This window comes from Streptomyces sp. NBC_00872 (assembly GCF_045161915.1).
In the GTDB taxonomy this organism is placed as follows: domain Bacteria; phylum Actinomycetota; class Actinomycetes; order Streptomycetales; family Streptomycetaceae; genus Streptomyces.
Map to the genome: position 1 here is coordinate 5,316,456 of NZ_CP108806.1, position 13,849 is coordinate 5,330,304.

The 13,849-nt window shown below is 68.4% G+C and carries 12 protein-coding genes; 8 read left to right on the forward strand and 4 right to left on the reverse strand.

What is annotated here, in order from left to right; translation table 11 throughout:
* Positions 1-136 precede the first annotated feature (136 nt).
* Genes OG214_RS22905 through OG214_RS22925 form a run of 5 tightly spaced genes read left to right on the forward strand, consistent with a single transcriptional unit; the run spans position 137 to position 7,753 of the window.
* Complete coding sequence (locus tag OG214_RS22905) at positions 137-919, forward strand: TIGR03084 family metal-binding protein (protein ID WP_405987580.1); 783 nt, start codon at positions 137-139, stop codon at positions 917-919.
* Complete coding sequence (locus tag OG214_RS22910; RefSeq protein WP_405985786.1) at positions 916-2,769, forward strand: acyclic terpene utilization AtuA family protein; 1,854 nt, start codon at positions 916-918, stop codon at positions 2,767-2,769. The genes OG214_RS22905 and OG214_RS22910 overlap by 4 nt, the downstream gene beginning before the upstream one ends.
* Positions 2,766-4,373, forward strand: coding sequence for an acyl-CoA carboxylase subunit beta (locus tag OG214_RS22915; protein ID WP_405985787.1), 1,608 nt, complete (start codon positions 2,766-2,768; stop codon positions 4,371-4,373). The genes OG214_RS22910 and OG214_RS22915 overlap by 4 nt, the downstream gene beginning before the upstream one ends.
* A 60-nt stretch (positions 4,374-4,433) precedes the next feature.
* The gene (locus OG214_RS22920; RefSeq protein WP_405985788.1) at positions 4,434-6,617 is read left to right on the forward strand and encodes a biotin carboxylase N-terminal domain-containing protein; all 2,184 of its coding nucleotides are present in this window, start codon (positions 4,434-4,436) and stop codon (positions 6,615-6,617) included.
* Positions 6,614-7,753: an acyl-CoA dehydrogenase family protein gene (locus OG214_RS22925; protein WP_405985789.1), complete on the forward strand. Its 1,140-nt coding sequence runs from the start codon at positions 6,614-6,616 to the stop codon at positions 7,751-7,753. The genes OG214_RS22920 and OG214_RS22925 overlap by 4 nt, the downstream gene beginning before the upstream one ends.
* A 311-nt stretch (positions 7,754-8,064) precedes the next feature.
* On the opposite strand, the gene OG214_RS22930 is transcribed toward OG214_RS22925, so the two are convergent.
* From OG214_RS22930 to OG214_RS22940, 3 genes are all read right to left on the reverse strand, one after another.
* Positions 8,065-8,478: an NUDIX hydrolase gene (locus OG214_RS22930; RefSeq protein ID WP_405985790.1), complete on the reverse strand. Its 414-nt coding sequence runs from the start codon at positions 8,476-8,478 to the stop codon at positions 8,065-8,067.
* Complete coding sequence (locus tag OG214_RS22935; RefSeq protein WP_405985791.1) at positions 8,475-9,134, reverse strand: NUDIX hydrolase; 660 nt, start codon at positions 9,132-9,134, stop codon at positions 8,475-8,477. The genes OG214_RS22930 and OG214_RS22935 overlap by 4 nt, the downstream gene beginning before the upstream one ends.
* Before the next feature lie 332 nt (positions 9,135-9,466).
* Positions 9,467-9,655 (reverse strand): hypothetical protein, encoded by a 189-nt coding sequence (locus OG214_RS22940; RefSeq protein WP_405985792.1) that lies wholly within the window; start codon positions 9,653-9,655, stop codon positions 9,467-9,469.
* Between the two features lie 230 nt (positions 9,656-9,885).
* On the opposite strand from OG214_RS22940, the gene OG214_RS22945 reads away from it, so the two are divergent.
* A complete protein-coding gene (locus tag OG214_RS22945) occupies positions 9,886-10,002 on the forward strand; it encodes a hypothetical protein (protein WP_405985793.1) in 117 nt (38 codons plus the stop codon).
* Between the two features lie 724 nt (positions 10,003-10,726).
* Here the strand turns inward: OG214_RS22945 and OG214_RS22950 are convergent.
* Positions 10,727-11,596, reverse strand: coding sequence for a GIY-YIG nuclease family protein (locus OG214_RS22950; RefSeq protein ID WP_405985794.1), 870 nt, complete (start codon positions 11,594-11,596; stop codon positions 10,727-10,729).
* Positions 11,597-11,719: 123 nt separating this feature from the next.
* On the opposite strand from OG214_RS22950, the gene OG214_RS22955 reads away from it, so the two are divergent.
* Both OG214_RS22955 and OG214_RS22960 read left to right on the forward strand, forming a co-directional pair.
* Complete coding sequence (locus tag OG214_RS22955; protein WP_405985795.1) at positions 11,720-13,036, forward strand: DNA cytosine methyltransferase; 1,317 nt, start codon at positions 11,720-11,722, stop codon at positions 13,034-13,036.
* 395 nt (positions 13,037-13,431) lie between these two features.
* Positions 13,432-13,815: a very short patch repair endonuclease gene (locus OG214_RS22960; RefSeq protein ID WP_405985796.1), complete on the forward strand. Its 384-nt coding sequence runs from the start codon at positions 13,432-13,434 to the stop codon at positions 13,813-13,815.
* Positions 13,816-13,849 lie beyond the last annotated feature (34 nt).

Here is a 13,849-nt window from a genome sequence, read left to right on the forward strand (position 1 = left end):
GGGGAGCGCACCCGTGTCCGCATCCGGTTCCGCGTCGGGTTCCGCATCGGGTTCCGCATCCGATCCGGCGTCCGCGCACGGCCCGGCGTCCGCGCACGGCCCGGCGTCCGCGCACGGCCCGGCGTCCGGTGCCGCGCTGCTCGGGTTACTCGGTGATCTGCGTGCCGAGAGCGAGGAACTCGACGCTCTGGTGGCGCATCTCGACCCCGGGGACTGGTCCCTCGCGACCCCCTCACCCGGATGGTCCATCGCCCATCAGATCGCCCATCTCAGCTGGACCGACCGGGCCGCGCTGCTCGCCGTGACCGATCCGCAGGCCTTCGCGGAGGAGTCGGAGAAGGCCCTGGCGGCCCCCGATTCCTTTGTCGACGAGGGCACGGCGGCCGGGGCGTCGCTCCCGCCCGCCGCACTGCTCGCCCGCTGGCGCGAGGGCCGCGTACGGCTCGGGGACGCCTTGCGCGCGTCACCGCCCGGCGCCCGTTTCCCCTGGTACGGACCGCCGATGAGCGGCGCGTCGCTGGCCACCGCGCGGCTGATGGAGACCTGGGCCCACGGCCAGGACGTCGCGGACGCGCTCGGTGTCCGGCGTGGGCCGACCGTGCGGCTGCGGCATGTGGCGTGGATCGGCGTACGGGCCCGCGACTACGCGTATCTCGTCCGCAGGGAACAGCCGCCCGCCGAGCCCTTCCGTGTCGAACTGACTGGACCGGACGGGGAGTCGTGGACGTACGGTCCCGAGGACGCGGCCCAGCGGGTGACCGGGCCCGCGCTCGACTTCTGTCTGCTGGTCACCCAGCGGGCGCACCGCGCGGATCTCGCCGTACGGGCCGAGGGCGCCGACGCCGGCCACTGGCTGGACATCGCCCAGGCCTTCGCGGGTCCGGCGGGTGCGGGCCGCGCGCCGAAGGGGGACCGATGAGCGACGGACCGACGAGCGACGGACCGATGAGCGACGGACCGACGAGCGGCCGACCGACGAGCGGCCGACCGACGAGCGGCGCCACCACACACGGTGAGCGGAGTGCGCAGGGTGTGCTGCGGATCGGGAACGCCTCCGGCTTCTACGGCGACCGCTTCGACGCGCTGCGCGAGATGCTCACGGGCGGTCCGCTCGATGTCCTCACCGGGGACTATCTCGCCGAGCTGACGATGCTCATCCTGGGCAGGGACCGGATGAAGAACCCGGACGCCGGATACGCGAAGACCTTTCTGCGCCAGTTGGAGGAGGGGCTCGGGCTCGCCCATGAGCGGGGCGTGCGGATCGTCGCCAACGCGGGCGGACTCAACCCCGCCGGACTCGCCACCGCCGTACGCGAACTGGCCGGGCGGGTGGGGGTGCCGGTACGGGTCGCCCATGTCGAGGGCGACGATCTGCTGACCGGCGATCCGCCTGCTCGCGGGACCGGGACCGGGACCGGGACCGGGACATGGGGCGAGGGCGTCCTCACCGCCAACGTGTATCTCGGGGGCGCCGGGATCGCCGCGTGCCTGCGCGCGGGCGCCGATGTGGTGATCACCGGCCGGGTCACCGACGCGGCGCTCGTGACCGGACCGGCGGCGGCCCACTTCGGCTGGGACCCGGAGACCCCGGAGGGACGGCACGCGCTGGCGGGCGCCGTCGTCGCCGGGCATGTGCTGGAGTGCGGCACCCAGGCGACCGGCGGCAACTACTCCTTCTTCACCCGCCACGACATACGCCGCCCCGGCTTTCCGCTCGCCGAGATCCACGCCGACGGCTCGGCGGTCGTCACCAAGCACCCCGGTACGGGAGGGGTCGTGGACGTGGGCACCGTCACCGCGCAGCTGCTGTACGAGACCGGGGGCGCCCGGTACGCGGGTCCCGATGTGACCGCCCGGCTCGACACCGTACGGCTCGCCCAGGACGGGCCCGACCGCGTCAGGATCACGGGCGTACGGGGCGAGCCGCCGCCCCCCACGCTCAAGGCCGGGCTCACCCGGATCGGCGGCTGGCGCAACGAGGTCGTCTTCGTCCTCACCGGTCTCGACATCGAGGCCAAGGCCCGGCTGGTGCGCGAGCAGGTCGAGGACGCGCTCGCGAAGCGCCGCCCCGCCGAGGTGCGCTGGGAGCTGGCCCGCACCGACCACCCGGACGCCGGCACCGAGGAGACCGCCAGCGCCCTGCTGCGGCTCGTCGTACGGGACAGCGATCCCGAGGCGGTGGGCCGGGCGGTCGGCGCGGCGGCCGTCGAGCTCGCGCTCGCCAGCTACCCCGGTTTCCATGTGAGCGCACCGCCGGGCAAGGGCGCGCCGTACGGGGTCTTCGAGGCGGTGTATCTCGACGCGGCGGATGTGACGCATATGGCCGTACTGCCGGACGGACGGCGGGTGACGGTGCCGAATCCCGTCCGTACGCGCGCACTTGAGCCCGTCCCCGAGACGGCTGCGCTGCTTCCGGACCCGCTCCCCGCCGGACTGCCGACCCGCCCCGCGCCCCTCGGCCTGGTCGCGGGCGCCCGCAGCGGGGACAAGGGCGGGGACGCCAATGTCGGGGTGTGGGCGCGGGACGAGGACGGCTGGCGCTGGCTGGCCCATGAGCTGACCACCGAGCGCTTCCGGCAGCTCATCCCCGAGAGCCGGGAGCTGACCGTCGTCCGCCATCTTCTGCCCAATCTCCGCGCCCTCAACTTCACCGTCGAGGGGCTGCTGGGCGAAGGCGTCGCCGCCCAGCACCGGTTCGACCCCCAGGCCAAGGCCCTCGGCGAGTGGCTGCGCGCCCGGCACCTGGACATCCCGGAGGTACTGCTGTGACCGTGCTCCCCTCGGCCCTCGACACCGCGTCCCCCGACTACGCCGCCCACCGCGAGGCCATGCTCACCAAGCTCGCGGAGCTGGCGGACGAACACGCCAAGGCCCTGGCCGGCGGCGGTGAGAAGTATGTGGCCCGCCATCGCGCGCGCGGCAAACTCCTCGCCCGGGAGCGGATCGAGCTGCTCCTCGACCCGGACACCCCCTTCCTGGAGCTCTCGCCGCTCGCCGCCTGGGGCAGCGACTATCCCGTCGGCGCGTCCATGGTCACCGGTATCGGCGTGGTCGAGGGCGTCGAGTGCGTGATCACCGCGAACGACCCGACCGTACGGGGCGGTGCCTCCAACCCCTGGACGCTGAAGAAGGCACTGCGGGCCAACGAGATCGCGTTCGCCAACCGCCTGCCCGTCATCAGCCTGGTCGAGTCCGGCGGCGCCGATCTCCCCTCCCAGAAGGAGATCTTCATCCCCGGCGGGGCGCTCTTCCGCGATCTCACCCGGCTCTCGGCCGCCGGTATCCCCACCGTCGCGGTCGTCTTCGGCAACTCCACGGCGGGCGGCGCGTATGTCCCCGGGATGTCCGACCACACCGTCATGATCGAGGAGCGGTCGAAGGTCTTCCTCGGCGGACCGCCGCTCGTGAGGATGGCCACGGGCGAGGAGAGCGACGACGAGTCGCTCGGCGGCGCCGGGATGCACGCCCGTACGTCGGGGCTCGCGGACCACTACGCGCTGGACGAGCAGGACGCGGTCCGTCAGGCGCGGCGGATCGTCGCCCGGCTCAACTGGCGCAAGGCGCACGCCGATCCGGGCCCGGCGGAGCCCCCCAAGTACGACGAGGAGGAGCTGCTCGGGATCGTCCCCGGCGATCTGAAGATCCCCTTCGACCCCCGCGAGGTGATCGCCCGGGTCGTGGACGGCTCGGACTTCGACGAGTTCAAGCCGCTGTACGGGCCGAGCCTGGTGACGGGATGGGCCCGGCTGCACGGCTACCCGGTAGGGGTGCTGGCGAACGCGCGGGGCGTGCTCTTCTCCGCCGAGTCCCAGAAGGCCGCGCAGTTCATCCAGCTCGCCAACCAGCGGGACATCCCCCTGGTGTTCCTCCACAACACCACCGGCTACATGGTCGGCAGGGAGTACGAGCAGGGCGGCATCATCAAGCACGGCGCGATGATGATCAACGCGGTGTCCAATTCCCGCGTTCCGCATCTGTCGGTGCTGATGGGAGCGTCGTACGGGGCGGGGCACTACGGCATGTGCGGCCGGGCCTACGATCCGCGCTTCCTCTTCGCCTGGCCGAGCGCCAAGTCCGCGGTGATGGGCCCCCAGCAGCTCGCCGGGGTGCTCTCGATCGTGGCGCGGGCCTCGGCGGAGGCCAAGGGCCGGCCATACATCGACCGGGCTGCGGACGGCGACGCGGCGCTGCGCGCGATGGTGGAGCGGCAGATCGAGTCCGAGTCCCTGCCGGTGTTCCTGTCGGGACGGCTGTACGACGACGGGGTCATCGACCCGCGCGACACCCGTACCGTGCTCGGCCTGTGTCTGTCCGCGGTCCACTCGGCGCCGGTCGAGGGTGTGCGCGGCGGCTTCGGCGTCTTCCGTATGTGACCTCCGCGTCATGTGACCTCCGCATGACGTACGCGGACAAGGGCGAGGGCGAGGGACCTGATGATCACTTCTGTACTGGTCGCCAACCGGGGCGAGATCGCCTGCCGGGTCTTCCGGACCTGCCGTGAGCGGGGGATCGCGACGGTCGCGGTGTACTCCGACGCGGACGAGGGCGCGCTGCACGTACGGGACGCGGACATGGCGGTACGGCTGCCGGGGGCCGCGCCCGCCGACACCTATCTGCGCGGCGATCTGATCGTGAAGGCGGCGCTGGCGGCGGGCGCGGACGCCGTGCACCCCGGCTATGGATTCCTCTCCGAGAACGCGGAGTTCGCACGGGCCGTGCTGGACGCCGGGCTCGTGTGGATCGGGCCGCCGCCGGACGCGATCGAGGCGATGGCGTCGAAGACACGCGCCAAGGAGCTGATGGGCGCGGCGGGGGTGCCGCTGCTCGCGCCGGTGGATCCCGCCTCGGCCGGGGAGCCGGATCTGCCGCTGCTGCTCAAGGCGGCGGCGGGCGGCGGCGGGCGGGGAATGCGGATCGTCCGCGAACTCGGCGCTCTCGGCGAGGCGTTGACGGCGGCGTCGGCGGAGGCGCGGTCGGCCTTCGGTGACGGGGAGGTCTTCGCGGAGCCGTATGTGGAGCATGGCCGCCATGTCGAGGTGCAGATCCTCGGTGACACCCATGGCACGGTCTGGGCGCTGGGCACCCGGGACTGCTCCCTCCAGCGCCGCCACCAGAAGGTCATCGAGGAGTGCCCGGCGCCCGGTCTGCCGGACTCGCTCCGTACCGCCCTGCACGAGGCCGCGGTCACGGCGGCGCGCGCGGTCGGGTACACGGGCGCGGGCACGGTGGAGTTCCTGGTCTCCGCCGAGGGCCGTCCGTACTTCCTGGAGATGAACACCCGCCTCCAGGTCGAACACCCGGTGACGGAGGAGGTGTTCGGACTCGACCTGGTGGCCCTGCAACTCTCGGTCGCGGAGGGCGCGGCGCTCCCTGCCGAGCCCCCGCCCGCGCACGGCCACGCGGTGGAGGCCCGGCTCTACGCGGAGGATCCGTCCAGGGCCTGGGCGCCGCAGACGGGCACGCTGCACGCCCTGGAGTTCCCGTACGGCCCGCCGGTCCGGGGCACGGATCCCACGAATCGCACGGACCCCACGGACCGGCGCGCGTCGGCCGACGGAGGCCTCCGTCCGTCGGCCGGCGCCACCGGGCCCCGACTGCGTGTCGACGCCGGTTACGCCGGGGGCGACACGATCGGAGTGCACTACGACGCGCTGCTCGCCAAGGCCGTCGTCTGGGCCCCCACCCGCGACGAGGCGCTGCGCGCCCTGCGGTACGCGCTGCGGCGGGCCCGGGTGCACGGGCCCGGGACCAACCGGGAGCTGCTCGTACGGTCGCTGGAGCACCCCGACTTTACGGGCGGACGGTTCGACACCGGGTTCTACGAGCGCCATCTCGACGCGCTGACCGGGGCCGCGCCCACACCCGCGTCCGCGCCCACGCCCACGCCCGCGCCCGCGCCCGGTGAACGGTACGCCGCGATCGCCGCCGCGCTGGCAGACGCGGCGGCCCGGGGGAGCGGCGGGGGCGGGGGCAACGGCGCCGCGCTGCCCGCCCGGCTCGGCGGCTGGCGCAATGTCGGAGCGGGGATCCAGAGCAAGACCTACGGCGAGCACGAGATCTGCTACCGGACCACCCGGCAGGGATTCGCCGTCGAGGGCAACGAGGGCGTCGAGGGCGTCGAGGGCGACGACGTACGGGTCGTAGCCGTCGGGCCCCACCGGGTCAGCCTCGAAACCGAGGGAGTCGTACGGCACTTCGAGGTCACCGCGTACGGCGACGAGGTCCATGTGGACGGCGCCGACGGCGCGTACCGGCTGACCGCCCGGCCGCGCTTCGGCGATCCCAGCCGCCACACCGAGCCGGGATCGCTGCTCGCGCCCATGCCGGGCACCGTCGTACGGATCGCGGACGGAGTGGCCGAAGGCGCCCGCGTCACCGCAGGGCAGCCGCTGATCTGGCTGGAGGCGATGAAGATGGAACACCGGATCACCGCGCCCGCCTCCGGCACACTCACCGCGCTCCACGCCGTCCCCGGCCGCCAGGTCGAGGTCGGCGCCCTGCTCGCCGTGGTCACCGACACGGACGTACAGAAGGACCCCCGGAAGGACACGCAGCAGGACCCCCAGCAGGACACCGCGAAGGACACCGCGAAGGACACCCAGGAGGAACCATCATGAGCGGCAGCTTCCTGATCGAGACCGAGGAGCGGACCGCGCTGCGCGCCGCCGTCGCCGCCCTCGGCCGCCGCCACGGCCGCGGCTACGACCGCGAGAGCCTCTGGCGCGAGGCCGGGAAGCTCGGCTACCTCGGGGTCAATCTGCCCGAGGAGTACGGCGGCGGAGGCGGCGGGATCACCGAACTCTCGCTCGTACTGGAGGAGTTGGGAGGCGCCGGCTGCCTGCTGCTGCTGATGATCGTCTCGCCCGCCATCTGCGGCACCGTGATCGCCCGCTTCGGTACGGACGAACAGAAGCGGCAGTGGCTGCCGGGCCTCTCCGACGGCTCCCTCACCATGGCCTTCGGCATCACCGAACCCGACGCGGGATCCAACTCCCACCGGCTCACCACCACGGCCCGCAAGGACGGCGGCGACTGGGTGCTGAACGGGCGCAAGGTCTTCGTCTCCGGCGTCGACATCGCCGACGCCACGCTGATCGTCGGCCGTACCGAGGACGCGCGGACCGGCCGTCTCAAGCCCTGTCTCTTCATCGTCCCCCGGGACGCGGAAGGCTTCCACCGCTCCCCGATCGACATGGAACTGCACGCCGTGGAGAAGCAGTTCGAGCTGGTCATCGACGACGTACGGCTGCCCGCCGACGCGCTCGTCGGCGACGAGGACGCCGGACTGCTCCAGCTCTTCGCCGGACTCAACCCCGAACGCGTCATGACCGCCGCCTTCGCCCTCGGCATGGGCCGCTACGCGCTGGACCGGGCGGTCGAGTACGCGAAGACGCGCCAGGTGTGGAAGGAGCCGATCGGCGCCCACCAGGCCATCGCGCACCCCCTCGCCCAGGCCCATATCGAGCTCGAACTCGCCGCCCTGATGATGCGCAAGGCCGCGTATCTCCTCGACGCGGGCGACGACACCGGCGCGGGCGAGGCCGCCAACATGGCCAAGTACGCCGCCGCCGAGGCCTGCGTACACGCCGTCGACCAAGCCGTACACACCCTGGGCGGCAACGGCCTCACCCACGAGTACGGCCTCGCGTCCCTGGTCACCGCGGCCCGGGTGGCCCGCATCGCGCCGGTCAGCCGGGAGATGATCCTGAACTACGTGTCCCACCAGTCCCTGGGGCTCCCCAAGTCGTACTGAACGCGCCGCCCCCCGAATCCGTCACTCGATGAGGCGGCTACCGAGCGGTGACCGCTCCGCGCCCTGGCGGCCTCTGTGAGGGCACTGCGGACGAGACGCGGCACGGCGAACGCGGTATCCGCCTACGCGGGCGCCGGGCGGAGCGTCCGTCATCGCCGTCGCGAGTGGCACAACTCCGGTGGAGGATCTCGGGGCGGCCGGCGCGGACGTGGTGCTGGACAGCCTTGAAGACGTCGAGCGGTTGATGGCGGCCATCAGCACGGTGACAACACGGCACTGAGCGGCCCTGCGAGCCGGCGAAACATCTCGGGCTACGGGTGCAACACATCGTCGAGATAAGCCTGTACCGGCTCGAAGAGGCCGTACGGCACGTACTCCGGAATCTCGGCGAGGGAGCACCAGATCAGTTCCGCCAGTTCCTCCGTGTCGGCCACGTACGCGGTCCCGGACACGACCTCGCACGCCGTGTAGGACATATGGCGTTGAGTCTTCGGATGAACCCGGCTTCCCAGCTCCCTGACGGCTTTGACGGTGAGGCCCGTCTCCTCCTGGGTCTCCCGGACGGCCGCGTCCTCATCCGACTCTCCGGCCTCAACCTCTCCCGCGGGGAATTGCCAGGAGAGCTGCCCCTCCTTCACCCGTCGCCGCACCATCAGAACGCGGCCTTCGCTGACGACGATCGCCGCCGCGATGCCCGGTCGTTCCTCAGCACTCGCGTGCGTCATGGGGCTTCCTCCAGAGCTGCCAGGATCGGTGGGAAGATCCTATCGGCGGGTATGAGCCGGGTGACTGCGGTTTTCGCGACCCACAGCACATCGACGTTTTCGAGGACATCGCTGTTCTTGGCCTCTCCCGCCAGGAACTCACAGAGGAAGTATTCGCATTGCACGCCGGTGACCGGGTGCAGCCGGTTACCGAGATTCCGGACAACGGCGCAATGCACACCCGTTTCGTCCAGCGTCTCCCGAACGGTGGCCGTCTCCGCTCGCGCCCCTGGTTTGATGACACCGGCCGGGAATTGCCAGGTGAGGCCCGAAGCGTCGTCGTCCCGTCGGCAGACCAGCAGCGTCTGGTCCGCACGGATGACGACGGCGACAGCGACGCGCAGCGGCTGGACCGCGGGGGAGCCCGCGACGGCAGCTGTGCCTTCACTCGATGCCAGCAGGGCGAAGCGTCGGCGCACCGCTGGAGCGGCTGTCTCGTAGACCTGGTCGAGGAGCTGCTGCATCTCCGCACGCGGGACGACGGCGGGATTGGTGTGCCAGGTCGCGACTGTGCGCTGAGCGATACCGAGGCGTTCCGCGAAGGCTTCGTTCGTCATGCGCAGCGCGGCCTGAAGCGTGCACGCGTGCCGACCGCTCCAGATCTCGACCACGTCCATCCGAGCCTCCCCCCGGCGTGCTCATGGGTTCTGCATGGTCACTGCACCGCGGGTGCACTCTCGTTGCGCTGTCGGTTCGTGGTGGCCCGGCCGCGGATCCGGTTCACTCGTGGCATGAACAAAAGCCCTCCTCAGCGGTCGTGACGCGCGCCGAGAAGGCCATGGATCGGTCCAGCCCGTTGCCTGTGAACCCAGGTTTTCCCGCCTCAAATGCTAGTTCACGAGGCACAGGGGATTGGTTGCTTCCGTCAGTGGCACGCGCGATGGCCGGATGCTTCCCCTGCCGGCCCTCAATTGAACAGGACGACAGTGATCAATCCAGATCACGGTTGTCATATCACCAGCGCGATGTGCGCTGCCGACAGCGTGCCGCGATGATCTCTCTCAATCAGCGACGCGGTGCGCTCATGGATGTGGGGGATCACAGCGGCCAGGCGGTCACGGCAAGCGGTGAACAAGCGCGCGGCGACGAGGTAGCTGATCCGCTCGACGAAGTAGTCACGCGCGTGCGGCGGGAACATGACGGGCTCATTGTGGCCCCAATCAAGGAGTCCGCGCGGCAACGATCCAGGGAGCAGGCCATGGTTCATCGGCACACTCGGCTGATGGACGTCGGCGCCGCCAGGTCGGTGGGTTCCGTCGCGGACTCGTACGGCAACGCGATGGCCGAGGCGCTCAATGGCACGTGCAAGGCCGAACTGTCGAAATGCAGGTGCCTTAGAGGGACGCTAACCAGGTCGAACGCGCCGTCGTGCAGTGGGTCGGCCGGTACAGCACCGAGCGCCTACACTCCGCTCTCGACTACCTCCCACCCGAGGAGTTCGAGGCCGAGTTCAACCCATCCTTGGCCACGCAGGAAGCGACCTGAAAGCAAACAAGCTGGCCGTTACGAAACTCGGGGCATCCCACTACTGCTCGTCCAGGGCTTCACACGCAACCACCATCAGTTCCGCAGCGGCCTCGCCCCCTGTCTCGTCGGAGACGACATCCGGTGCCCCGCAGTTTTCGAAGTCCCGGATCCTGTTTGTCAGTTCCTTGAGTAACATATCCCTCAACCTCACAACCTCCCAAAGACTTAGGATAGGCCAGTCGACGTTGACCAGGCGTGAAGTGCATCAGGAACGAGCACCACTGGTCACAGGAGCAGACGCTAAGAGGTTTTTACGCGACCTTCGAACCACGTACGTACCAGTCCTGGCTGCGCGAGGGGACGGCATAACACCCGTTGGATTGGGCGTCATGCCGTTGAGGTCGACGGGCGCCTGACCAGGGAAAACCGGATTCAGCGTGATCACGAATCATCGTCCGGTACGATGACGCAGACCCTCCAAATGAGTAGGTCTCCGGTTCAAATCCCGAAGGCGGCTCTGCAGAAGCCCCAGGACTCGCTCGCGGCGACCGGGGCTTTTGCGCTTACTAGATAGGGCAGCGAAGCTTCGCGCGAGGTGTGCAGTACTCCAATGCTCCTAAAAGTCGGCCACAGTGGGGGAGGCGCGAGGGCTGCTGCAACTCACCAACGCGAGCCGGCGGTCGAGATGCCGAGGGCGTAGCAACCAGACGGCATGGGACCCCAGTGAGCGCCGTCGGGCAGGTCATTCGTCGGAATCGCCGTCCTCGTCCTCCTCGTCAATGTCGTTCTTGCCCGGCTTCTTTGTCTCCGGGGTCTGATCGAAGACCCCTTCGGAGCGGTAGTAACGTCGGGCACTGGGATAGAGCGAAGGGCTGTCGTCGTACATGATCACCCAGCCGAGCAAGCCACAGATTTGCCACTTGCCATCCAGGTGTTGTGCGACGAATCGAAACGCCTCGTCTGCTGTCATGTCTCGATCGGGGACAGTGACCATCTGCGTCCTGAAAGCGGCCGAGTTCTTGAAGCGGAAGAGGAACGGTATGCCGCGCTTGATCTCCCAAAGAACCGAATGCAGCGACTGAGCCCCGGGCGAGATCCCCTGCACCCTGCGAGATAGGTCAATGGGAAACGCCAGGTCAAAATGAGTGTTCTTGATTTTTGTTCGGTCGCGATTTCGGCCGGTATCGTTATTGCCGAATCCGCGATTATTCCATACGACCTTCCCGGTCTTCAGATGCTCTTTGATCAGCATTTTTTCCGGAGAGACCGAGGAGAGATCCTCTTCGACGAATAGGCACTTAAAAGACATCTCCTCAATAGAGATCCCTTCCCGCCCGGACAGTTTATAAAGGTGGTTTCCGAGGCGCTTCGGGAGTGGCTCGTCAGCTTTCCCGACGTAGGCGAGTTGACGTTCCCCTCCGGGCTCCTGACGGAAGAGCTGGTACACCCCGGCCATGCCGGGAAGGCCGAGCTTCTCGGCTTGTGGGGCCAGGGCGTCCAGGTTCGCCTGCGTGAGGGGCGCGGGCTCTAGGCGGCAAAGGGCGGCGTACAGCTGCTTGCTAAGTGCCTCCGTGATGCTGAGGCGGAATTGATCGCTGAACTGGTCGGCCATGTGAACACCCGTCGTCCATGAAACGCCTGATCGCGGTCAGCTTATCTGGTGGCTCTGGGGTGCGTGTGAGGCAAGTTTCGGAATGTGGCATCGTGATCACCAACTCCGCGGTACGCTTCTCCCATGTCTCATCTGCGGGAAGAACGTCAAGAGGTGGGTACGTGTGTCGAGCTGTTCGCCGGCGGCGGGGGGCTCGCGATGGCTGTGCACACCGCCGGCTTCCGTCCACTCCTGGTGAATGAGTCCGCCAAGTGGGCTTGCGAGTCCCTACGAATCAACCCGCCTGACCCCAGCAGGCCCGAGGAGCGTTGGCCCCTCGTGCCTGGCGATGTGCGCGACGTCGACTACGGGAAGCACGTCACCGACGAGGTCGATGTTCTCGCGGGTGGGCCGCCGTGTCAGCCGTTCAGCTTGGGCGGTGTCCATAAGGGGATGGAAGACGAGCGGAACATGTTCCCGGAGATGTTCCGTGCCATTCGGGAGCTGAACCCGAAGGCGGTCATCTGTGAGAACGTACGTGGCCTTCTCAGACCCTCCTTTAAGCCATATTTTAAGTACATCCTGAACGAGATGCGCCTGCCGTTCGAGAAGCGAGATGGGGATGCGTCATGGGAAGACCATAATGACCTTCTTGAAAAGCTGATCGCTAACGAAACGGTTGAGCCGTCGAAACGATACGTCGTACAGGAAATGGAAGTAAACGCAGCCGACTATGGCGTACCGCAGATTCGGAATCGAGTGATCATCGTCGCGTTCCGCGCCGACCTCGATGTCAACTGGGGCGCGTTCATGCCCAAGGAGACACACTCTGAGGAATCAATGATCCACTCCATGCGGGAAGGTGGATCCTACTGGACGGAGCGACATAAGGACGTGAGCGCAGAAGTCCGCAAGCGTGTTATCGCCAACCTTCCTGAACTCAACTACGAGGATCCGAAGGTCAAACAGAAGCTGACGCTGGCACCGTGGTGCACTCTGCGCGACGCTATCGCGGGAATTGGCGAGAACGAGGGGAAGCCGCTTCCGTACGTTACGGAGGAAGCTGTCAAGGGCAAGCTCGAAGTGGGCGACATCCGTGATCATATTGGGTGGCCTGGAGCTCGTACGTACGCCGGACACACCCCGAATGTGTTGGATCGGCCCGCGAAGACCGTGAAGGCGGGCGTGCATGGTGTGCCGGGCGGCGAATCCGTCATACAGCTCGACAACGTCGACTTCGTCAACGAGGGTGGCGGAACTGGATACCGATATATGACCGTTCGGGAGACCGCACGAGTCATGACCTTCCCCGACCATGTGGTGCTCAACGGACCGCGGGGCGAGAAAATGCGGCAATTGGGCAACGCCGTACCGGTGAAACTCGGAGCGGTCTTCTCTCAGGCAGTCGCTGAAGCACTCAAGTCCGTAGGGGCCCTCAAGGACCCGGAGAGGCGGAAGTGACCGAAGCCGCGCACGATCGGCAGAGGCGTTGGAAGGACCGAATGCCTCCTGAACGAGCGTGGAAGCCCCGAGCGGGCATGACTAAGGAATCCCGAGTAGCTGAACAGGATCGAGCCGCTGGCGGCCGCCACACGCGGGCGGTTGACGTTGGTGAGGGGAGGTACGCCCGCGCGTCGGTCGCACTGCGCCTCTACCGCAGTACGCGCCGAATCCGCGCCTATTTGCGGTGGTCGGAGGAGGGAGAGACGCGGGAACGCTATGTCGGTGAAGTGAACGCGGCGACGCGCGCTGCGAACTTGACGCAAGCGTGGGCGATGGCGCGGGCCGCCGGGTACGTATCTTTTGAGACTGCCCCACCCAATTCGTGGGCGTCATCACCGGCCTCTCGCGCGGTCATGTCCGCGAACAAGGGGCGGGATACGAAGCCGGAACGTCTCCTACGGTCCGCTCTTCACCGCAGGGGGCTTCGCTATCGAGTCTCAGCGAGGCCGATCGCGGACCTTCGTCGTACGGCTGATGTCGTGTTCACTAAAACCCGTGTGGCCGTCTTCGTCGATGGCTGTTTTTGGCACGGATGCCCCGAGCATCATCGGCCCGCCACCAAGCGAGCGGAATTTTGGCAAGAGAAGATCGAGGGCAACCGAGCCCGCGACGCAGACACGAACGCGGCCCTGAACGCGCAGGGTTGGACCGTCGTACGGGTCTGGGAACACGAGGACCCCGAGTTGGCGGCCGAGCGGATCGACCAAGTTGTGAGAGAGAGAACAGCCGGCGCCTGACGGTCCTTTTCCCTTGGTCCGCCCCAAGACGTGC

Excerpts from the sequence above, each read along its gene's own strand:
- OG214_RS22955 (WP_405985795.1), top strand. The coding sequence starts at position 11,720 with ATGTCTCATCTGCGGGAAGAACGTCAAGAGGTGGGTACGTGTGTCGAG.
- OG214_RS22935 (WP_405985791.1), bottom strand. The coding sequence starts at position 9,134 with ATGGACGTGGTCGAGATCTGGAGCGGTCGGCACGCGTGCACGCTTCAG.
- OG214_RS22925 (WP_405985789.1), top strand. The coding sequence starts at position 6,614 with ATGAGCGGCAGCTTCCTGATCGAGACCGAGGAGCGGACCGCGCTGCGC.
- OG214_RS22910 (WP_405985786.1), top strand. The coding sequence starts at position 916 with ATGAGCGACGGACCGACGAGCGACGGACCGATGAGCGACGGACCGACG.
- OG214_RS22930 (WP_405985790.1), bottom strand. The coding sequence starts at position 8,478 with ATGACGCACGCGAGTGCTGAGGAACGACCGGGCATCGCGGCGGCGATC.
- OG214_RS22950 (WP_405985794.1), bottom strand. The coding sequence starts at position 11,596 with ATGGCCGACCAGTTCAGCGATCAATTCCGCCTCAGCATCACGGAGGCA.
- OG214_RS22940 (WP_405985792.1), bottom strand. The coding sequence starts at position 9,655 with ATGTTCCCGCCGCACGCGCGTGACTACTTCGTCGAGCGGATCAGCTAC.
- OG214_RS22960 (WP_405985796.1), top strand. The coding sequence starts at position 13,432 with ATGTCCGCGAACAAGGGGCGGGATACGAAGCCGGAACGTCTCCTACGG.
- OG214_RS22920 (WP_405985788.1), top strand. The coding sequence starts at position 4,434 with ATGATCACTTCTGTACTGGTCGCCAACCGGGGCGAGATCGCCTGCCGG.